At 45.4% G+C, this 18,341-nt stretch carries 12 protein-coding genes; 8 read left to right on the top strand and 4 right to left on the bottom strand.

Going from position 1 to position 18,341, the window contains the following annotated elements:
• Nucleotides 1-134: 134 nt before the first annotated feature.
• The 3 genes from mutS to H8K52_RS19300 all read right to left on the bottom strand — a co-directional run bounded on the left by mutS (nt 135) and on the right by H8K52_RS19300 (nt 5,265).
• On the bottom strand, nt 135-2,780 hold the full coding sequence (gene mutS / locus H8K52_RS19310; RefSeq protein ID WP_246464708.1) for a DNA mismatch repair protein MutS: 2,646 nt from the start codon (nt 2,778-2,780) through the stop codon (nt 135-137).
• 196 nt (nt 2,781-2,976) lie between these two features.
• On the bottom strand, nt 2,977-4,359 hold the full coding sequence (locus H8K52_RS19305) for a DEAD/DEAH box helicase (protein WP_186924552.1): 1,383 nt from the start codon (nt 4,357-4,359) through the stop codon (nt 2,977-2,979).
• A 111-nt stretch (nt 4,360-4,470) separates the two neighbouring features.
• Nucleotides 4,471-5,265, bottom strand: a complete 795-nt coding sequence (locus H8K52_RS19300; protein WP_246464706.1) for an inositol monophosphatase family protein — start codon at nt 5,263-5,265, stop codon at nt 4,471-4,473.
• 176 nt (nt 5,266-5,441) lie between these two features.
• On the opposite strand from H8K52_RS19300, the gene H8K52_RS19295 reads away from it, so the two are divergent.
• The 3 genes from H8K52_RS19295 to purL all read left to right on the top strand — a co-directional run bounded on the left by H8K52_RS19295 (nt 5,442) and on the right by purL (nt 12,635).
• A complete protein-coding gene (locus tag H8K52_RS19295) occupies nt 5,442-6,209 on the top strand; it encodes an RNA methyltransferase (RefSeq protein WP_186924551.1) in 768 nt (255 codons plus the stop codon).
• Between the two features lie 198 nt (nt 6,210-6,407).
• Nucleotides 6,408-8,366: a type IV pilus assembly protein FimV gene (locus H8K52_RS19290; RefSeq protein ID WP_186924550.1), complete on the top strand. Its 1,959-nt coding sequence runs from the start codon at nt 6,408-6,410 to the stop codon at nt 8,364-8,366.
• A gap of 267 nt (nt 8,367-8,633) precedes the next feature.
• Entirely contained in the window at nt 8,634-12,635 is a 4,002-nt protein-coding gene (purL, locus tag H8K52_RS19285) for a phosphoribosylformylglycinamidine synthase (RefSeq protein ID WP_186924549.1), read from the top strand.
• A gap of 138 nt (nt 12,636-12,773) precedes the next feature.
• On the opposite strand, the gene H8K52_RS19280 is transcribed toward purL, so the two are convergent.
• Nucleotides 12,774-14,042 carry a nitronate monooxygenase gene (locus H8K52_RS19280; RefSeq protein WP_186924548.1) on the bottom strand — a complete coding sequence of 423 codons (1,269 nt, stop codon included), beginning with the start codon at nt 14,040-14,042 and terminating at the stop codon, nt 12,774-12,776.
• Between the two features lie 404 nt (nt 14,043-14,446).
• On the opposite strand from H8K52_RS19280, the gene H8K52_RS19275 reads away from it, so the two are divergent.
• The 5 genes from H8K52_RS19275 (at nt 14,447) to H8K52_RS19255 (ending at nt 18,148) form a co-directional block, all read left to right on the top strand.
• Nucleotides 14,447-14,926: an FKBP-type peptidyl-prolyl cis-trans isomerase gene (locus H8K52_RS19275; RefSeq protein ID WP_186924547.1), complete on the top strand. Its 480-nt coding sequence runs from the start codon at nt 14,447-14,449 to the stop codon at nt 14,924-14,926.
• Nucleotides 14,927-15,119: 193 nt separating this feature from the next.
• Entirely contained in the window at nt 15,120-15,398 is a 279-nt protein-coding gene (locus H8K52_RS19270; RefSeq protein ID WP_186924546.1) for a DnaJ domain-containing protein, read from the top strand.
• Entirely contained in the window at nt 15,395-15,991 is a 597-nt protein-coding gene (locus H8K52_RS19265; protein ID WP_186924545.1) for a hypothetical protein, read from the top strand. Before H8K52_RS19270 ends, H8K52_RS19265 begins: the two co-directional genes overlap by 4 nt.
• A 108-nt stretch (nt 15,992-16,099) precedes the next feature.
• Complete coding sequence (locus tag H8K52_RS19260) at nt 16,100-16,876, top strand: hypothetical protein (protein ID WP_186924544.1); 777 nt, start codon at nt 16,100-16,102, stop codon at nt 16,874-16,876.
• A gap of 24 nt (nt 16,877-16,900) precedes the next feature.
• Nucleotides 16,901-18,148, top strand: coding sequence for a hypothetical protein (locus tag H8K52_RS19255; protein ID WP_186924543.1), 1,248 nt, complete (start codon nt 16,901-16,903; stop codon nt 18,146-18,148).
• Nucleotides 18,149-18,341 lie beyond the last annotated feature (193 nt).

The raw sequence follows: 18,341 nt of genomic DNA, 5'->3' as shown, positions 1-18,341 counted from the left end.
CAGGATTGAAAAGTGAGCCTTTGAAATGATATTTCCTGTATAGGCTCAAGAGAAAGATCGAACTGCTAAGTTCAGTAGACCAGCAATTGGTTCATCAAAAATAGCGGCAATTTAGCCGCTATTTTTTTATCTAATCAAAGGTCCCGAGCAATCGCCTTTAGCTGGTAAAGTGCATCGAGCGCCTCGCGCGGTGTTAGTGCGTCAGGGTCTAATTCATCAATTGCAGATAAAAGTGCCGAGCTTAGGGGCGCTACTGAAGATTGCACCTCGTGATTGCGCGTGTCATCGATAGTCGCTGCCGCATTGCTAGAAAACAAATCGAATTGCGGCGTACTTTGCAGAGATTGTGCTTCAAGATCTGCTAAATGCTTGCGTGCTGCACGGATCACTGGCTGTGGAATACCCGCCAATTGTGCAACCTGCAAACCATAGCTTTGTGATGCCGGACCTGCTTGCACAGCATGCAGAAACACGATATTTTCTTTGTGTTCAATCGCTGATAAATGCACGTTTTCTGCACTCGGATGGATGTCCGGTAACTGGGTTAATTCAAAATAATGGGTTGCAAACAGTGTGTAACTTTTTGATGTCATGATTAGATGGCGTGCAATTGCCCATGCTAACGCCAATCCATCAAAGGTCGATGTTCCTCGGCCTACCTCATCCATCAAGACTAAAGAATTTTCCGTCGCTCCGTGTAAGATCGCCGCTGATTCTGTCATTTCGACCATAAAGGTAGAGTGACCACCAGCCAGGTCATCGGCCGCACCGATACGCGTAAAAATGCGATCAATCGGCCCAATAGTGGCTTGAGTCGCCGGAACATAACTGCCAATATAGGCGAGTAAAGTAATCAGCGCAGTTTGGCGCATAAAAGTCGATTTACCACCCATATTCGGACCTGTGATCAAGAGCAGTTTGCGCTCAGCGGATAGTTGGCAATCATTGGCAATGAAACGTTCGATTTGATTTTCGACCACAGGATGGCGACCTTGCACGATATCCAAAGTTGGTTCGCTGACTAACTGCGGTGCGCACCAATTATTTTTCATCGCATGATCCGCCAAACTTACGAGCGCATCCAGTTGTGCGATTGCATGCGCGATGGTTTGCAGCGTTTGAATATGGGGCAATAAATCTTGTAGCAGTTTGTCATACAGCACCTTTTCACGAACCAGCGCACGTTCTTGTGCCGATAAAGCTTTGTCTTCAAATGCTTTGAGTTCGGGTGTGATGTAACGCTCGGCATTTTTTAAAGTCTGGCGACGGCGATAATTGTCCGGTACTTTATCGGCTTGTCCATTCGTGACTTCAATGTAGAAACCGTGAACTTTGTTGTATTCAACACGCAGATTGGCGATACCAGTGCGGGCGCGTTCTGAGGTTTCCAGATCGATCAAGAATTGACCAGCATTTTCTGAGAGCGAACGTAATTCATCAAGCTCAGCATCAAATCCGTTCGCAATCACGCCACCATCGCGCACCATGGTCGCTGGTTGCGGCATCAACGAACGCTCTAATAAATCTAGACATTCACTTGGTGTCGCAAGATTCGTTAGAGATTGCGACAATAATTGAGGTTCATTATTTTTCAAACACATCGACACATAAGTACGCACGGTGCCCAGATGTTGAACGCCATCACGTAAGGCAGCAAGATCGCGTGGACGTGCTGAGAGTAGGGCGATGCGCGTGGTGATGCGTTCAATATCTGGGATGGACGTCAATGTGTTAGATAAACCTGTAGTCGCATCGGCTTGTAATAGTGCGTCGATCGCTTGATGACGGCTACGAGCGATTTGCTGTTCGCGTCGCGCATGATGCAACCAATGGCGCAGTAAGCGAGAGCCCATCGCAGTGCGACAATGGTCTAATAAAGAAAATAAAGTAGGTGATTCTTGGCCACGTAAAGTTTCCGTTAACTCGAGATTGCGCCGCGTAGCGGTATCGAGTCCGATAAATTCGTTTTCAGATTCTACGCTAAGTGAATTGACGTGTTTTAAGCCGCGCCCTTGTGTCGATTCAGCGTAACGCAACAGGGCACCAGCAGCGCCTAATGCAGCGCCAAAGTTTTCTACGCCAAAACCCGTTAGTGTGGAAGTGGCGAGTTGATCTTGTAAAGACTTTTGACCTTGCTTGAGATCGAAATGCCAGTCAGGTACTTCAGAAAATTTACCCGGTAATTCATGACGAAACTCTTCAAGCATTAAACCGCCAGCAGAGACCAAAACTTCGGCTGGTGAAATGCGTTCTAATTCTTGCTGGAGGCGTGTCTGTAGTGACTTTTCATCAGTACTAAATTCCATCAACTTTAAAGCACCGCTGGCTAACGATAGCCACGCCAAGCCAATGTTGACAGTTTTGCGTTGGCTCAACAGGCACATTGCCAATAACGGACGCTCCGCTTTTGCCGGCAATAAATCTGTGTCAGTCAAGGTACCCGGCGTAATCACACGCATGACTTTGCGCTCAACAGGACCTTTACTCGTCGCCGGATCACCAATTTGTTCACAAATCGCCGCTGATTCGCCGATCTTGACCAACTTAGCAAGGTAAGGTTCTATCGAATGAAACGGAATGCCCGCCATTTTGATCGGCGCGCCATTCGAGGTGCCGCGCTGGGTTAAAGTAATTCCCAAAATACGCGAAACTTTTTCTGCATCTTCAAAAAACAATTCATAAAAATCGCCCATGCGATAGAACACTAAGGTATCGGGATAATCCGCTTTGATACCAAGGTATTGCTTCATCATTGGGGTGTGGGTTTCTGTGGCAGCCATATTTTTATTGAAATTTTTGTGAATTGAGTCTGGGAGAGTTTGAATTCTCTTAAGGAGCGAAATCATAGCGCAATTACATATTAAGACTGTGCAATTGCGATGTTTTTTTTAATGTTCTGTATTCATTAATAAAAAACGGGCAATGCTCGCACATTTGCCCGTTCTTTCTTACTTTTTCCGTCAGGTCGGCGATAAATTATGCGCCGCCGCGACCGCCTGAGCGACGCGGTGTACTTTGCTTAAATGCTGGTTTCGCGCCAGCAGGTTTTGGACCTGCATTACGAGCAACATTGCTGCCTGCCGCCTTGGTTGCGCCTTGTGGTCGACTTGGTGCTTTACTTCGATTGCCGCCTCCGCCGCCATTGCCACCACGACCCTGTGCAGGATTAGGGAAGCTGCGCAATTGTATCGGTTGCGCTTTTGCGTGTGGATCTGGAATGAAGCCGTCAATAATTTCTTGTGGAATCTGGCGTTTGATAAACTTCTCAATATCTGCCAGTAGCTTGAATTCATCTACACAGACTAAGGACACTGCTTCACCTGTCGCGCCAGCGCGACCAGTACGGCCGATGCGATGGACATAATCTTCTGCGACGTTTGGCAAATCATAATTGACCACGTGTGGCAATTGGTCGATATCGATTCCGCGTGCAGCGATATCGGTTGCGACTAAGACAGTTAAACTACCATCTTTAAATTCCGCCAGTGCTTTGGTGCGCGCTGATTGACTCTTATTGCCATGAATCGCCATCGCATTAATTTCGTCGCGGATCAATTGCTCAACCAATTTATTCGCGCCATGCTTGGTGCGCGTAAAGACCAATACCTGTGTCCACTTATGTGTCTTGATTAAGTGCGCCAGCATCGCTTGCTTTTTGTCGCGGTCGACTGGATGTACTTTTTGTGCAATCACTTCGACCGTGGAGTTACGGCGCGCAACTTCGATCATCGCTGGGTTATTCAATAATTTATCCGCGAGCGTTTTGATATCGTCAGAGAAAGTGGCGGAGAACAATAAATTTTGGCGCTTTGCTGGAAGTATCGCTAACACTTTTTTGATGTCATGAATAAAGCCCATGTCGAGCATGCGGTCTGCTTCGTCCAAAACCAAAATTTCGATATGACGTAAATCGATGGTGCCTTGCTGATGATGATCGAGCAAGCGACCTGGTGTTGCTACTAAAACGTCCACACCTGTTTTGAGTAATTTGACTTGTGGATTGATGCCGACGCCGCCAAAGATGACACCAGAATTGAGTGGTGTATGCTTGCCATAAGTGGCAACGCTTTCTTCAACTTGTGCAGCCAGTTCACGGGTTGGTGTTAAGACCAAAACACGGATATTGCGACGATCGGTTTTATTTTTTGGAGCAGGTGCGCTGCGCAACAATCGTTCTAAAATTGGCAGAGTAAAGCCAGCAGTTTTGCCTGTGCCTGTTTGTGCGCCAGCGAGTAAATCACCGCCTTTGATGACCGCAGGAATTGCTTGCGCTTGAATTGGTGTAGGAGTGGTGTAGCCGTGCTCGCTGACTGCGCGAACGATGGACTCGGAAAGGCCGAGATCTGAAAATGTGGTCATGCTAATTTCTATATGAAACAAACTTCCCGCAGGGTGCGGCAAAGGTTTGGGTACAACTTGTTATGGCTGCGCACATCACTTTCAGGGTGAATGTGATGTGCTTGATCTTAATTATTTTGCGAAAACTTGTAAGGCATTAACCATCTGCCCGAATACTTTTGGCGTGCCAGCAAGAACGTCACCTTTGTACAGGTAATCAGACTCGCCAGCGAAAGTACCAACGATACCACCGGCTTCAGTTACAACCAAAGAGCCTGCTGCGATATCCCAAGGTGCCAAACCTTTTTCAAAAAAACCATCCAAACGACCCATGGCAACGTAAGCTAAATCTAAAGCAGCTGCACCAGGACGACGTAATCCTTGACATTTTTGCGTCATGATTTTGTACATTTCCATGTATTCGTCAAGGCCGGCCATATCGCGACCTGAAAAACCAGTGCCGATCAAGGCATCAGCGATTTTGTCGCATTTAGTGACACGGATACGTTTGTCATTCAAAAATGCGCCACCACCTTTAGACGCTGTGAACATTTCATTGCGGCTAGGATCATAGATGACGGCTTGAGTGATAACGCCTTTTTGTTGCAGGGCGATGGAAACGCAATATTGTGGGAATCCATGAATGAAATTCGTCGTGCCATCGAGCGGGTCGATGATCCAGACGTTTTCATTGTCGTCATGCAGATTTTTGGAAGCACCTGATTCTTCAGCAAGAATCGCGTGATCAGGGTAAGCGGAAGTCAGCACCTCAATAATCGCAGCTTCGGCAGCGCGATCCACTTCAGTTACGAAATCGTTGTATTGCTTTTCACTGACTTGGACACGGTCCACATCAAAAGAAGCACGATTAATAATCGTCGCGGCACGACGAGCGGCTTTAATTGCCGTATTGAGCATTGGGTGCATAGAGTTTCCGTTAAAATGGCGGCAGCCCAGCCTTGAGTCTGGACTAGACCAAGGTCGTGGAGATGTCGCACAAAGATGAATTAAAGAGCGGGGCGCAGAGATTTCGCTGTGAAATATTGATTCATTGTAAAAACAACACAAACAACATAAATTGACGCGCAATTGCGCTATTTTAAATGAACTTACCTATTTCTGATACATCTGTTTTTAATCGCCTTCGAATTATCTTGGTTGATACCAGTCATCCCGGCAATATTGGTGCGGTAGCACGTGCTATGAAAACCATGGGATTTTCTGATTTGCGGTTGGTCAATCCACGGTTTGACGATGCATTGACAAACCCTGATGCTGTTGCGTTCGCGAGCGGAGCACAAGATATTTTGGCTTCGGCTAAAGTTGTCGATAAGATCGAGGACGCTTTGGTTGATTGCCATTTTGTTGCTGCGGTTAGTGCGCGCTTACGTGAATTTTCACCTCCCATTGTCACCCCGCGTGAATTTGCCGATAAATTAGTGAGTGCTTGGACGCAAGACGTGGCTTTGGTATTTGGTAGTGAGCGTTACGGATTGCCGAATGAGATCGTAATGAATAGCAATGTACTCATTAATGTGCCAGCGAACCCTGATTACTCCTCGTTAAATTTAGCGCAGGCAGTACAAATTCTCGCTTACGAATGCAGAATGAGCGCTTTAATTGATTCAACTGATTCGAGTCAAAAAACTGCGATTGGTTTTCAAGGTGAGTTGGCATCAATCGAACAGATAGATCGAATGTATCAGCATTTGGAGCAATCACTTGTTAAGTTAGATTTTTTAAATCCGCATAATCCTAAAAAGCTTATGCCGAGATTGAAGCGCTTATTTTCTAGAGCTCAACTAGAAGTCGAAGAAGTGAATATAATACGCGGAATTTCAAAGAGAATTTTGGATTTTGAGAAAAAGTGACCACTCGATGGCGGCTGACATTTTAGCGAAATTTGTTTGCTGTAAAGAATGGATTATTTAATTAAGTGCATTTCAAATTAATATTTTTGTTTCAAATTTGACGATGTTTAAACAAAAACCGAGGCAATCTGCTTTGATTTTCCATGTAAAAGAAGTAACATCGTAGATAGTTAAACTCAATCGCCAACAGCAACGAGTTTGAAACGCCATATGTTTGTTAAGGAAAGCATCATTTCACGTTTGTTCAATTTTTTAATACTGAATATTCTCTTCGCCGCCTTCAGCTTGGGAGTGGCGCTGCAGGCGTTCGCCCTGGGGTTAGGTGAAATGCGTGTGAAATCGGCACTAGGTCAATCATTGCTGGTGCATGCAGATGTTGTAGGTGCCGAAACAGAACAAATTAATCCGACTTGTCTGCGGGCAAAAGTGGTGACGGTTGATGGCATCTTTATTGCCAATGCCATTATTACGATGCATCAAAACGCAAAGCAGCGTGCTTTGTCATTTTCCACTAGACAGGCCATGAATGAGCCTGCAATTAATTTAATTATTGATATTGGTTGCGAAACCCAGTTGCATCGGGAATTCTCGATTTTGCTTGATCCGCCTGAAGCGATACCGGGCATGGCCAATATGAGTCGCGACGACTCGCCGTTTGGGGTAGTTCCGAGTAACGCCTCGATCAAGGCAGAGCCAGCTTTTACTACGGGTAAATCCAATAATCGGAACCCTAAAAAAACTCAGCCAGAAAAGCCTGATAATCACTCTGATACGATTTCTCAAGTAGCCGATGTCTCAAAGAAAAGTGAAGGCAAGCGCAGAAAGGCGCCGTCTGCATCAAGAGATGTTCTGAAATTGTCAGATGATATTGTTATGCCGGCTCCTTCTCAGGGCTTACGTATGAGTGATGTTTTGAGCTCCGATGCTGGACAGCAATTGATTGAAAACATGCAGGAATTACGTGCAGCGCAGGCGCGTATGGCGGCAATATTGCGTGACGATCCTCAAGCGGCATCGTCGACCCCAACAATAACTCCTGAGGTTAAGATTGAAAATAGTAAGGAAATAGCCAGTCTAAAGCAGGAAACGGAGCAGTTAAGAAAGCAGAATTTAGTGGATAAAGCGGCTTTGTCCAAGCTGCAGGACAAGTCAGTATTCGATTTTTGGCTTATAAGTTTGGCTATAATCGCAATTTTGGCGATCGCAATCGTTCTGTTTTTACTGGTTTACATACGTCGAAATTTGTCGGGGAAAAATGATACTTGGTGGGAAGGTGAAGAAGAAGCATTAAGTGCTCAGCCAGAAAAAATTGAAGATGTTATCAATAACTTGCAGTCAAGTTATGACACAAAATCAGCTGCGGTAGCAAGTTCTTCAGGTGCATTGAATAAACGTAATTCTTCCCCGGTGGCAGCGGATGGTATTAAGGATGTAAATTCTGATCTCACACCTAGTCAGGCTATGTTTGAAAATAGTAGCTTTCATCGTACGCCGACTTTAGAGGAGACGAATAGTAGTATTTTTAACTTCTTCGCGCCGCGTGGAAACTCTGTCAAAGTGGAAGAGATTTCAGATGTGACTCAAGAGGCAGAATTCTGGATTTCTATGAATGATCCTCAACGCGCGATCGAAATTTTGGCTGCTCAAGAACAGGTGGAGCAGCCTGATTCTCCTGTCCCTTGGCTGTTTTTGTTGGATCTGTATCGCACCGTTAAGGATAGAAATAAGTACGACATCTTACGTGATCGATTTATTGTTTTCTTTAATGCAAATATCCCAGAGTTTGATACTGACCTTTCACAAATGCCAAGTCGTCAATTGGAAGACTTTCCTCATCTAATGCAGAAAATCTGTGACGGTTGGAATAGTAATGGCATTATTCCTTATCTTGAGAGTTTGTTGGTTGATGATAGAGAAGGTAAACGAGCGGGATTCGATCTCCCTGTTTACCGAGACATATTGATGTTGCTGGGAATTGCACATGAAATTGACAAGATGATGGCAATTGAGCGGCCATTGCGCGAAGTGCCAGAGCTTGTGACTACCAAAGTACCAGAGGCGAAAGTGGATGCGGATCCTTTGGAGGCCGCTGAAATTAATACGATCGAATTTGAGACGATTGATTTTCCGATAATGATGGATAAAGCCAAGAATTGATTCGATTTTCGCAATCGGTGGAGATTGTTTAATATTTTGGTTTTGGTAGTGGAAAGTCGTGTCGTTGAATTTGGCTAAAGTGGCTATGTTTTTTTTGTGTGCTACTTTATCACCAATGCTTTTCCCTGAAGATCAGGCTGGAGAGAAAACTGACATCGGGGTATAATCGCGCTTTCCGTTCCAACCCGCAATGTGTCTGTTCTCTTTCGCGTTATTCTTAACGCGAACGCCAGAAACTAGCCACTTTGCCTCAACTACATTCACGCCATGTTGATATTGCCAGGCTCTAACGCCCTGTCTGCTTTCCGAACTAAAAATTTACTATCCCGCCTGCAAGCTGTTGATGCCAATATCGTTGGCGTGACAGCGCGCTATGCGCATTTTGTTGATGCGTCAGCGCCACTCAGTGAAATTGACATTAATCGTCTGAAAGCACTTTTGGTTTACGGTGATGCTTTTACTGGTAGCGAAGAGGGCGATAGCTTCGTCGTTATTCCGCGCTTCGGTACGATTTCACCATGGGCATCGAAAGCGACTGATATTACCCATAACTGCGGTATGCAGCAGATCAAGCGTCTGGAGCGCGGCGTGCAGTATTTTGTGCAAGTGAAGTCTGGTTTGTTGGGCGGCGCAAAAAAACTTGCTGCTGATTCCAAACAAGGCGTGATCGCCCTGTTGCATGATCGTATGACAGAAATGGTGCTGGAAGATCTGAATGCTGCTAACGGGTTGTTCACTGAATTAGACGCCAAGCCTCTAGAGCATGTCGATGTTTTGGGTGGTGGCAAAGCTGCATTGGTTGAAGCCAATAGTGCGCTTGGTTTGGCTTTGTCTGACGATGAAGTTGATTACTTGGTTGATGCCTTCGCGACGGCAAAACGTAATCCTACAGACGTTGAATTAATGATGTTTGCACAAGCCAATAGTGAACACTGCCGCCATAAGATTTTCAACGCAGACTGGACAATTGACGGCGAGAAGAAAGATATTTCGCTGTTCGGCATGATTAAGAACACGCATTTGCTGCAACCAAAAGGCACGATCGTTGCCTATAGCGATAACTCTTCCATCATGGAAGGCGCGACTGTCACACGCTTTTATCCAAATGGTGCGGCTAATGGCAATGAATACAAAGCGTCGACAGAATTGACTCACACCTTAATGAAGGTGGAAACGCATAACCATCCGACCGCGATATCTCCATTTCCAGGGGCATCGACAGGTGCTGGTGGTGAGATTCGTGATGAAGGTGCGACTGGCCGCGGTGCAAAACCAAAGGCGGGTCTGACTGGGTTTACCGTTTCAAATTTGAATTTGCCAGGCAATGTGCAAGCTTGGGAAAACGCTAGCGATGTCTTGAGTAACAATGCGACGACACAGCAATACGGCAAGCCAGATCGTATCGCTTCGCCTTTGCAAATTATGATCGAAGGCCCGATTGGTGGTGCCGCATTCAGTAATGAATTTGGTCGTCCTGTATTGGGTGGCTATTTCCGTACTTATGAACAAAATGTTGGTGGGACTGTTCACGGCTATCACAAGCCTATCATGATTGCCGGTGGTATCGGCAGCATCAATGATAAACACACGAAAAAGTTTGATTTACCTGTCGGTAGTCTGTTGATTCAACTCGGTGGTCCTGGCATGCGCATCGGTATGGGCGGCAGTGCGGCTTCTTCGATGGCGACTGGTACCAATACGGCGGATCTTGATTTTGATTCTGTTCAACGTGGCAATCCAGAAATGGAACGTCGCGCGCAAGAGGTGATTAACTCTTGCTGGCAATTGGGTGACAACAATCCTATTTTATCGATTCATGACGTCGGCGCTGGTGGTTTGTCTAATGCGTTCCCAGAAATCACAAACGACGCCAAGCGCGGTGCGAATTTTGATTTGCGCAAAGTGCCGTTGGAAGAAAGTGGCATGGCTCCTAAAGAAATTTGGAGTAATGAATCACAAGAGCGTTATGTGTTGGCGATTGCACCCGAAAGTTTGCCCCTGTTCCAATATTTCTGTGAACGCGAGCGTTGCTTGTTCGCTGTTGTAGGCACTGCAACCGAAGAACGTCAATTGAAAGTTATTGATCCACTCAATGACAACGCGCCAGTCGATATGCCGATGAACGTGTTACTCGGTAAGCCGCCAAAAATGCATCGCGAAGTCGAACACGTTAAGCGTGATTTCCCTGCGATCGATTTGACTGGTATGGATTTGAAAGTTGTAGGTGAAAGAGTCCTGAGTTTGCCAACTGTTGGCGATAAATCTTTCTTGGTGACGATTGGTGATCGCTCAGTTGGTGCAATGTCAGTCCGTGATCAAATGGTCGGTCCGTGGCAAGTGCCAGTCGCCGATTGCGCGGTGACTGCAATGAGTTTAGAAGGACATTTAGGCGAAGCAATGTCTATGGGAGAACGCACTCCATTGGCCGTGATTAATGCTGCAGCCTCTGGTCGTATGGCCGTTGGTGAGTCCATTACGAATATCGCGGCAGCACCAATCGCAAGCATTGAGAGCATTAAGCTCTCGGCAAACTGGATGGCGGCTTGTGGTCAGCCAGGTCAAGATGCCGCTTTGTTTGATACTGTTAAAGCAATTGGTATGGAACTTTGCCCAGCGCTGGGTATCAGTATTCCAGTCGGTAAAGATTCCTTGTCCATGCGTACAACATGGAAAGATGAGGGCGCTGATAAGTCAGTGACATCACCAGTGTCTTTGATCATTTCCGCATTTGCACCGGTGTACGATATTCGTAAATGCTTAACGCCACAAATTAAATTGGATGCTGGTGACACTAGCCTGATCTTGATTGATCTCGGCCGTGGCAAGAATCGTCTGGGTGCATCCGCGTTTGCACAAGTTATGCAAAAGCTTGGCGATCAAACACCAGACGTCGATAGCGCAGAAGACCTGAAAGCTTTCTTTGCGGCGATTCAATCTTTAACTCAAGATGGAAAAATTCTGTCTTACCATGATCGTTCAGATGGTGGCTTGTATGGCACATTGTGCGAGATGGCGTTTGCGGGTCGTAGCGGTTTGGCGATCAATCTTGACATGTTAACGATGGAAAGCGAACACGCCGCGGACCATGGTGACGCTAAGAATTGGGCTGGACAAGTGGCTGAGCGTCGCAATGAGCTAACTTTACGTGCCTTGTTTAATGAAGAGCTTGGTGCAGTCATTCAAGTTCGGACTGAGCAACGTAGTGAAGTTATGGATGTTTTGCGCGCACATAATCTTGGTGCATGCAGCCATGAAATCGGCAAGCCGAACAATAGCGGCATCATTTCTTTCATGCGTGATGCGAAAGAAATCTATAAAGAATCTCGCAGTGCCTTGCATCAAATTTGGAGTAAAACGAGCTGGCAAATCGCCCGCATGCGCGACAATCCAGCTTGTGCTGATGCGGAATACGCACGTCTGGCGGATGAATCTGATCCAGGCATGCAACCAAAAATCACTTTCGATGCGCAAGCAGATATTGCAACACCGTTTATCGCAACAGGTGTACGTCCTAAAGTCGCAATCTTGCGTGAGCAGGGTGTGAACTCGCACATTGAAACAGCATATGTGATGCACAAGGCGGGCTTTACCGCAGTTGACGTTCATATGAGTGATCTGATCGCAGGTCGTGCGAAGTTGGCAGACTACAAAGGTTTGATCGCAGTAGGTGGTTTTTCTTACGGTGACGTCTTGGGTGCGGGTGAAGGCTGGGCGAAGACGATTTTGTTCAATGCCATGATGTCTGAGCAATTTTCTGAATTCTTCCATCGTGACGATACTTTTGGTATGGGTATCTGTAATGGTTGTCAGATGATGAGTAATTTGAAGTCCATTATTCCAGGTGCAACAGCTTGGCCGAAATTCACCAAGAATAAGTCAGAGCAGTTTGAAGGTCGTTTTTCCATGGTGGAGATTCTCGAATCTAAATCGATTTTCTTCCAAGGTATGGCAGGTACACAAACACCAATCGCTGTAGCACATGGTGAAGGTTTTGCAGACTTCTCAACCACAGGCGATATCAATTCTGTACACGCAGCGATGCGTTTTGTCGATCATCATGGTCAGGCAAGCGAAGCTTATCCTTACAATCCAAATGGTTCGCCACGTGGATTAACTTCTGTGACAAATGATGATGGACGCTTTACAGTGATGATGCCGCATGCTGAGCGTGTATTCCGCAGCGTTTTGCATTCGTGGGCACCAGAATCTTTTGGTGAAGATTCGCCTTGGATGCGTATGTTTAGAAATGCTCGGGTTTGGGTGGGTTGATTTAAGTTATGTAAAGAAAACGCAGAGTTTGCTCAAAAGCACTCTGCGTTTTTTTTATTTGAAACATTGAGATTTGATCATAAAAAAAGCGCTGAATCTTTCAGCGCTTTTTGCTTTGGTATTTCGAAATTGAAATATTTATGTCTGCAATGCTACTGGCAATTCGGCAGGTAATGCAACTTCGTTGTTGACACTAAATTGGTAGTCCCGGAATACGTGTTCAGCCGAGAGTAATGCATAAGTCCCGTCAGCTAAGCGATGCGTTGTGTCTTTTAAGCGAGAAGTTGTTTGACCACAAGTCCAGCACTTGAAGTTACGCATGTGTGTGCAAAGACAAGTTTTATCCATGACTTTGAAATCCTTGTTGTCAGGATTCGCTTCTAGTTCGCGATTATAGGCATCAATGTAGGAGCAATTGCCGTTGCCGTCCAATAGGTAACCATAGGATTCGCAGCCAGGGCGGATATTGGATCCGATCGCCGGGGTGTTATTGAGCATACGCATAGGATAACCCGTTGGCGAAATCGTATTGACAATGATTTGCTCTTCTTGTGCCTTGAAATATTCTTGCTTTACGTCGTCTGGCAAGCCGCACTCATTCGTCACCGTGAAGCGGGTTGCAACTTGTACGCCCCCAACACCGGCTTCGAGGAAAGAAACCGCATCGCTACCCGTGAAAATCCCGCCTGCCGCTATTACAGGGATTTCCAGATTTTCATCTTTTAAGTATTGTAAAACTTCCGCAACGATGGTGTGTAAATCATATTTTGCCCAATCTAGTCCAAATCCAAGATGTCCGCCAGCTAATGGACCTTCGACAATTACATAGTCGGGCAGGCGATTGAGTTTGGCATTTTTACGTAAAAATAATTGCAGCGCGCGCACCGATGAAACAATAATGCCTAACTTGGCGTCCCGAAAGCGTGGGTGATCTTCCATAAGACCAAAAGACCCCAAATGTAAACCAGCACTTAAAGTGATGCCATCAATGCCTGCATCTAAAGCTGACGCCAGACGTACACGTAAGGTGTCGCGCGGGCCGTTCATGGTGAGTTTTTCCATGCAATTGACGAAAATCATGCCATCGCCTTGCTTGGCTTCCATGGTTCTACCGACATGTAATTTGGTGGCTTCTGCCAGCAAGTCTAAATCAAACTTAATATCAGTCTTGTCGGAATTGTTAATGTTGTATTTGTAAAGTTTGGTTTTGTCCTTGATGAAACTGGTGTCAAAACGACGGTCAGACACATCGTGAACCAACGCATCAGAAATATGGCCAATGCCATTTAAACGTGCGGCTACTAAGGCTAATTCCGCGGTTGAAATATCCACGCCCATACCGCCGATCATAATTGGTACAAGTTCATGTTTGCCTAGACGCAGGCGAAAATCATCTACACGTTTCATTGTTTTCCTTGGACAACTTTGATATTTAAATTTTATTGCTGTGCATTCACGTTCGAATTATTGAAAGTTTGTGATTTTGATGTTTGCACATTGCTGTTTTGTCGTGCATTTTGGGCGATAGTCAGAATTCTTAAACTTTAGAATTCGATTTCTAATTTTATTGATTTTATCGTTGAAATAGCACTACAAAATTTCTACAGGCGCAATTCTACCCTAGGTGTTCTTTTTTGGGCTTGTCATCATTGAAAAACCCGTGATTAATAAGGTTTTCCCCACTTTTCTTTAATGCAGATCAGGTTTGATACATAATTTTTGCTCAATAAGACAGGACTGGCCTCTGATACAATGCATACTTTTGCGAGAGTTTGTTTCTCTCTCATTCAATACTTTTTTAGATTATCTCTATGCAAATTTCTCAAAACTCCGTAGTGACTTTGAATTACACCATGTTCGATGAGCAAGGCAATATCATTGATAAAAATCATGAGCCTATCGTTTATTTGCACGGTGGTTACGACAATATTTTGCCGGCAGTTGAGGCTGCTTTAGATGGGCAACATGTTGGTAAAGTAATTTCTGTGACAATGGGAGCCGAAGACGCGTTTGGCGAAGTTGACCCGGGATTGGTGCACGAAGAAGACGTTGGCTTGTTTCCACCAGATCTAGAAGTGGGCATGATGTTTGAAACCCGAGATCCAGAAACTGGAGAAGCGGCACAATTTCGCGTGACAGCGATTGATGCTGGTTTGGTGACTGTTGATGGTAACCATCCTTTGGCTGGTATGAAACTGCGGTTCGATGCCGAAATTTTGGAAGTGCGTGCCGCGACCGAGGAAGAGATTGCACATGGACATGTCCATGGCGAACATGGTCATCAGCATTGATTTACATTGGGCGATAGAAGGTCAATCGACATTCGGGCGAATTCAATGCGAGTTCGCCTTAGTTCCACGGCATTAACGACTTCCTACTCACTTAGCTAAGCAAGCTGCTTTGATTAAGTGTCTGTGACTATTTTGTTGTTGCATTTAGATATTAGGTTTCCCTCAAATAACTTTCATTGTGGGTAGATAAAACATGAAAGACTATTATTTTATTCTTGGTGTCGCGACCAATGCGTCGTTGACAGACATTAAAAAAGCATATCGCGTTAAGGCGTCGGAGCTACATCCGGATCGTAATAGTTCGGAGCTTGCGCCAGTTAAATTTCACGCTGTTAAAGAGGCTTACGATGTGCTCTCGGATGAGGGTGCTCGTGCGGCTTACGACGAAAATCGCCGAAGAAATTTATTGGAGTCGCCCATAGAAACAGCGGCTGAAATTTGGAAGAATTATTTATCAGGAGTATTGCAGTGAGATTTTCACGCTATTTTCAAGAATTAATGTTGGCTTATAAAGCGGAATTGGATGACTTGCGCTCCGATTCTGAAGGAAAAGATGTGATGCGCCATCGGCTCAAAGAAAAGCGCGAGCAATTGGCTTTTTTATTGCCAATGATGGCATCGAATCCAGAGATGCTGGCGCCGGCATTTCATAATGCTTTTTTGTTCATGAACCCTTTGAGTTTTGAGTCACTGTCATCGAAAGAAGCGAATAAGTTACCTAGTTGGAAGAGTCTGGCAGGTGCAGTCAAGTTGGAGCCATGGGCAGAGAAGATGGCGCAATTGGTGTTGGCAGAGCCTGAGGGTGATGCCTTCATGGTGACCGCTGCTTGTCTTGAATATTTAAGCCGCAGTCATCACACCAAAGCGCAAGCGACGACGGCTACTGAGGATGACGATGAGGATAACGGCGAGCAAAGTGAAGACGCCGAATTGCACGAAAACGGTGACCTCGATGGCAATTATGGTCGTCATGGCCGCGATGATGGCGATGATGGCGATGATGTTGATTTGGAAGAAGCTGGTGCAGATTGGTTGGCAGAGCAGGGGTTTGATCGTAAAGATTGAGGAATTTGGCGCAATTTTTTACCAATGGGCACCTACCTGAATAACGCCAACAGATTTTTGAATAAACAACGACAGTACACCGACACAAAATACGTCTAAGGAAAAATGATGAATTATCCAGCCTTGATAGAAGCGCAAAGTTTAGTACAAGTTGGCGATATCGCCGGTGCAGAACATGCTTTGGCGACTTTAGCCGAAACACAGGGTGATCAAGCATTGGTCGCCGCACTTGATGAATTTCCCGCGAAAGATTTGTTGGCCATCATTCGTGAATATGATTCATCGAAAGAATCTTTGGTCAATTTGCTGGTAACGCCGGAGCAGTTCGCGCAGGCCGTGGTCCTGGAAAAGCGCTATAAGGATCTGACCCATGAGCAATTGCGTGGCATGATTAATTCAGTGATTTTTCGTGAAGGTGCAGATGCCGCAGAGTTTTTGTACGAAATCGCCGAAGTGGAGGGTGGCTATGATTCTCTTGCAGATTATCTGCAAGAGCGCACGCAAATGGTTGAGCATTTTTATCGCTATGCGACTTTTGATTTGTACGAATACGGCGATGAAAATAAGACACAGGCGATTGACGATGATCTGCTGAGTTTGACTCGTGATACCGAGACACGTGCTTCCGCTACGGATAGAGCAAACGTCGAAGACCATGATTGGATGGAAGTCACCTATATCTTGCGTTACGAATTGCCCGAAATCTTCCGTGAAGTATTGATGAAACTGCGTGCTCGTTATCAAGTGTATCTGCGTAATCTACAAAATGATGAATTTGCCGAAGGTCTTGTTGCGGACGCGACTGAAGAAGATGAAGATGATGTTGGTGCGCCGAAGAAAAATACAGACGGTGGTGATGATGACGATGAAGAGTCCGCTTTGTAATCTTGCGTAGAGAAGAATTAAGTTATGTCTGAAAATCAGCAAGCGCTGGCAATTTATGATGATAGGCCGTTTTTTGAAACCGCTTTGCGTCACGGTATGCGTATGGCTATCATCACCCAGGCGAAATTGGCGATGATAGAAGCCGAGGCGCCGAAAGGTTTGGTACAAATTGCGGAAGCTTTTGGTAGTAAATATTTGCGTCCTGAAATTGAGACAGCCTGCAAGCGTATCGTCAATCTCGCCAGCTTGTATTTATTAGAAACGTCGCAAGGCGATTTGGATATTGCGGCAAAGCTGATACGTGACAATACATTTTTAACTTTGTCTCGTGGCGGCTCTGGCTTGTTAAAATCCTTGTTTGCCTTGCCTGAATATGCTTTATTGGGACGTGAACAAAAAGCGCGTATTGAAGATTTTCTTGATGTTTGGTCTTTAAAGGATAAACCGCAGGAATATCGCAATTTGCTTGCACATCGTCAGAACAATGCATTGGAAATTGAAGCCGGGTTTTGGTTTGGACGTGCGATGGACGTTACGCAAACTGAATTGCAAGAAGAAGATGCCGAGGCCTTGGCGGTAATTCGTACTGCAATCTTAAAGCGTCTCATTGGAGATGCAGAAGCGCCGATAGAGAATCAAATTGAATTTGCGCAGATCATTGAGGCGCTGCGCAAAGAAGCAAAATCTAAAACGAAGAAACCAAAAATTTTCGAAGCACAGCAAGCGCAAGAGCAAGTATTTGCGGAGCCAATCCCCGAAAAATTTGTTGAGTTGAGTCGTCAGGTTTTGGATGAAATATTGACGCGCGATATCCCAATGATCTTGGAAAAGAAAAATTCTCTAGATCGCTTGGTATTCGAATTGAAGGAGCGTTACTTTATTTGTGCGCATGAGCTGGAAGATACCTCGGATTATGATGCCTTGGTTTCAAAAGAATGGGCGAAGCTCACAAAAGGTAAAACCGATATCGATTCGCTATTGACCTTATTTTTATGTATAGCGGTGGACGTCCCAGCGAAAACTAGTTTGCCTGAGAAGACCGCGAAAAGCATCGTCAAAAAGATTCGTGAGCATGGCTTAGATGCGCAAAAAACAGTTGATTGGATTAAATCGACCGCGCCGCATGAGAAGCAAGAAGGTCTGCTACAGGATTGGGCAGACTTCACGGAAGAAGCGCCGACGTATTTGCTCGATGATTGGGATACGAATTACGGTGGTGCTATGCGCTTTTTGAGTGAAAATTGCCATATCGAGAAGAGCGTAAAAAAGTAAGGAATTGAATATTCCTTGTGAAATTTTTCTCGTCGAATCAGTAAATTAAAAAGCCGCTCTCACCAGCGGCTTCAGATCGCTGACAAACCCCGTCTTTTATTAAAAGCGGGGTTTTTTATTGGGTAATGATTGCGTCTCTAGTAGGCACTTTAAAAATAAAAGAACTTCGCCACGTATTTTTCAAACGAAGACT

The sequence above is a fragment of the Affinundibacterium seohonense genome (assembly GCF_014284305.1).
GTDB classification, from domain to species: domain Bacteria; phylum Pseudomonadota; class Gammaproteobacteria; order Burkholderiales; family Burkholderiaceae_D; genus Undibacterium; species Undibacterium seohonense.
Note: the sequence above shows the minus strand (reverse complement) of the source record. Positions and strands in the feature narration are given on the sequence as shown.

What these genes read in the sequence shown, in the direction of transcription:
- mutS (WP_246464708.1), bottom strand. Translation starts at nt 2,780, where the DNA reads ATGGCTGCCACAGAAACCCACACCCCAATGATGAAGCAATACCTTGGT.
- H8K52_RS19305 (WP_186924552.1), bottom strand. Translation starts at nt 4,359, where the DNA reads ATGACCACATTTTCAGATCTCGGCCTTTCCGAGTCCATCGTTCGCGCA.
- H8K52_RS19300 (WP_246464706.1), bottom strand. Translation starts at nt 5,265, where the DNA reads ATGCACCCAATGCTCAATACGGCAATTAAAGCCGCTCGTCGTGCCGCG.
- H8K52_RS19295 (WP_186924551.1), top strand. Translation starts at nt 5,442, where the DNA reads ATGAACTTACCTATTTCTGATACATCTGTTTTTAATCGCCTTCGAATT.
- purL (WP_186924549.1), top strand. Translation starts at nt 8,634, where the DNA reads ATGTTGATATTGCCAGGCTCTAACGCCCTGTCTGCTTTCCGAACTAAA.
- H8K52_RS19280 (WP_186924548.1), bottom strand. Translation starts at nt 14,042, where the DNA reads ATGAAACGTGTAGATGATTTTCGCCTGCGTCTAGGCAAACATGAACTT.
- H8K52_RS19275 (WP_186924547.1), top strand. Translation starts at nt 14,447, where the DNA reads ATGCAAATTTCTCAAAACTCCGTAGTGACTTTGAATTACACCATGTTC.
- H8K52_RS19270 (WP_186924546.1), top strand. Translation starts at nt 15,120, where the DNA reads ATGAAAGACTATTATTTTATTCTTGGTGTCGCGACCAATGCGTCGTTG.
- H8K52_RS19260 (WP_186924544.1), top strand. Translation starts at nt 16,100, where the DNA reads ATGAATTATCCAGCCTTGATAGAAGCGCAAAGTTTAGTACAAGTTGGC.
- H8K52_RS19255 (WP_186924543.1), top strand. Translation starts at nt 16,901, where the DNA reads ATGTCTGAAAATCAGCAAGCGCTGGCAATTTATGATGATAGGCCGTTT.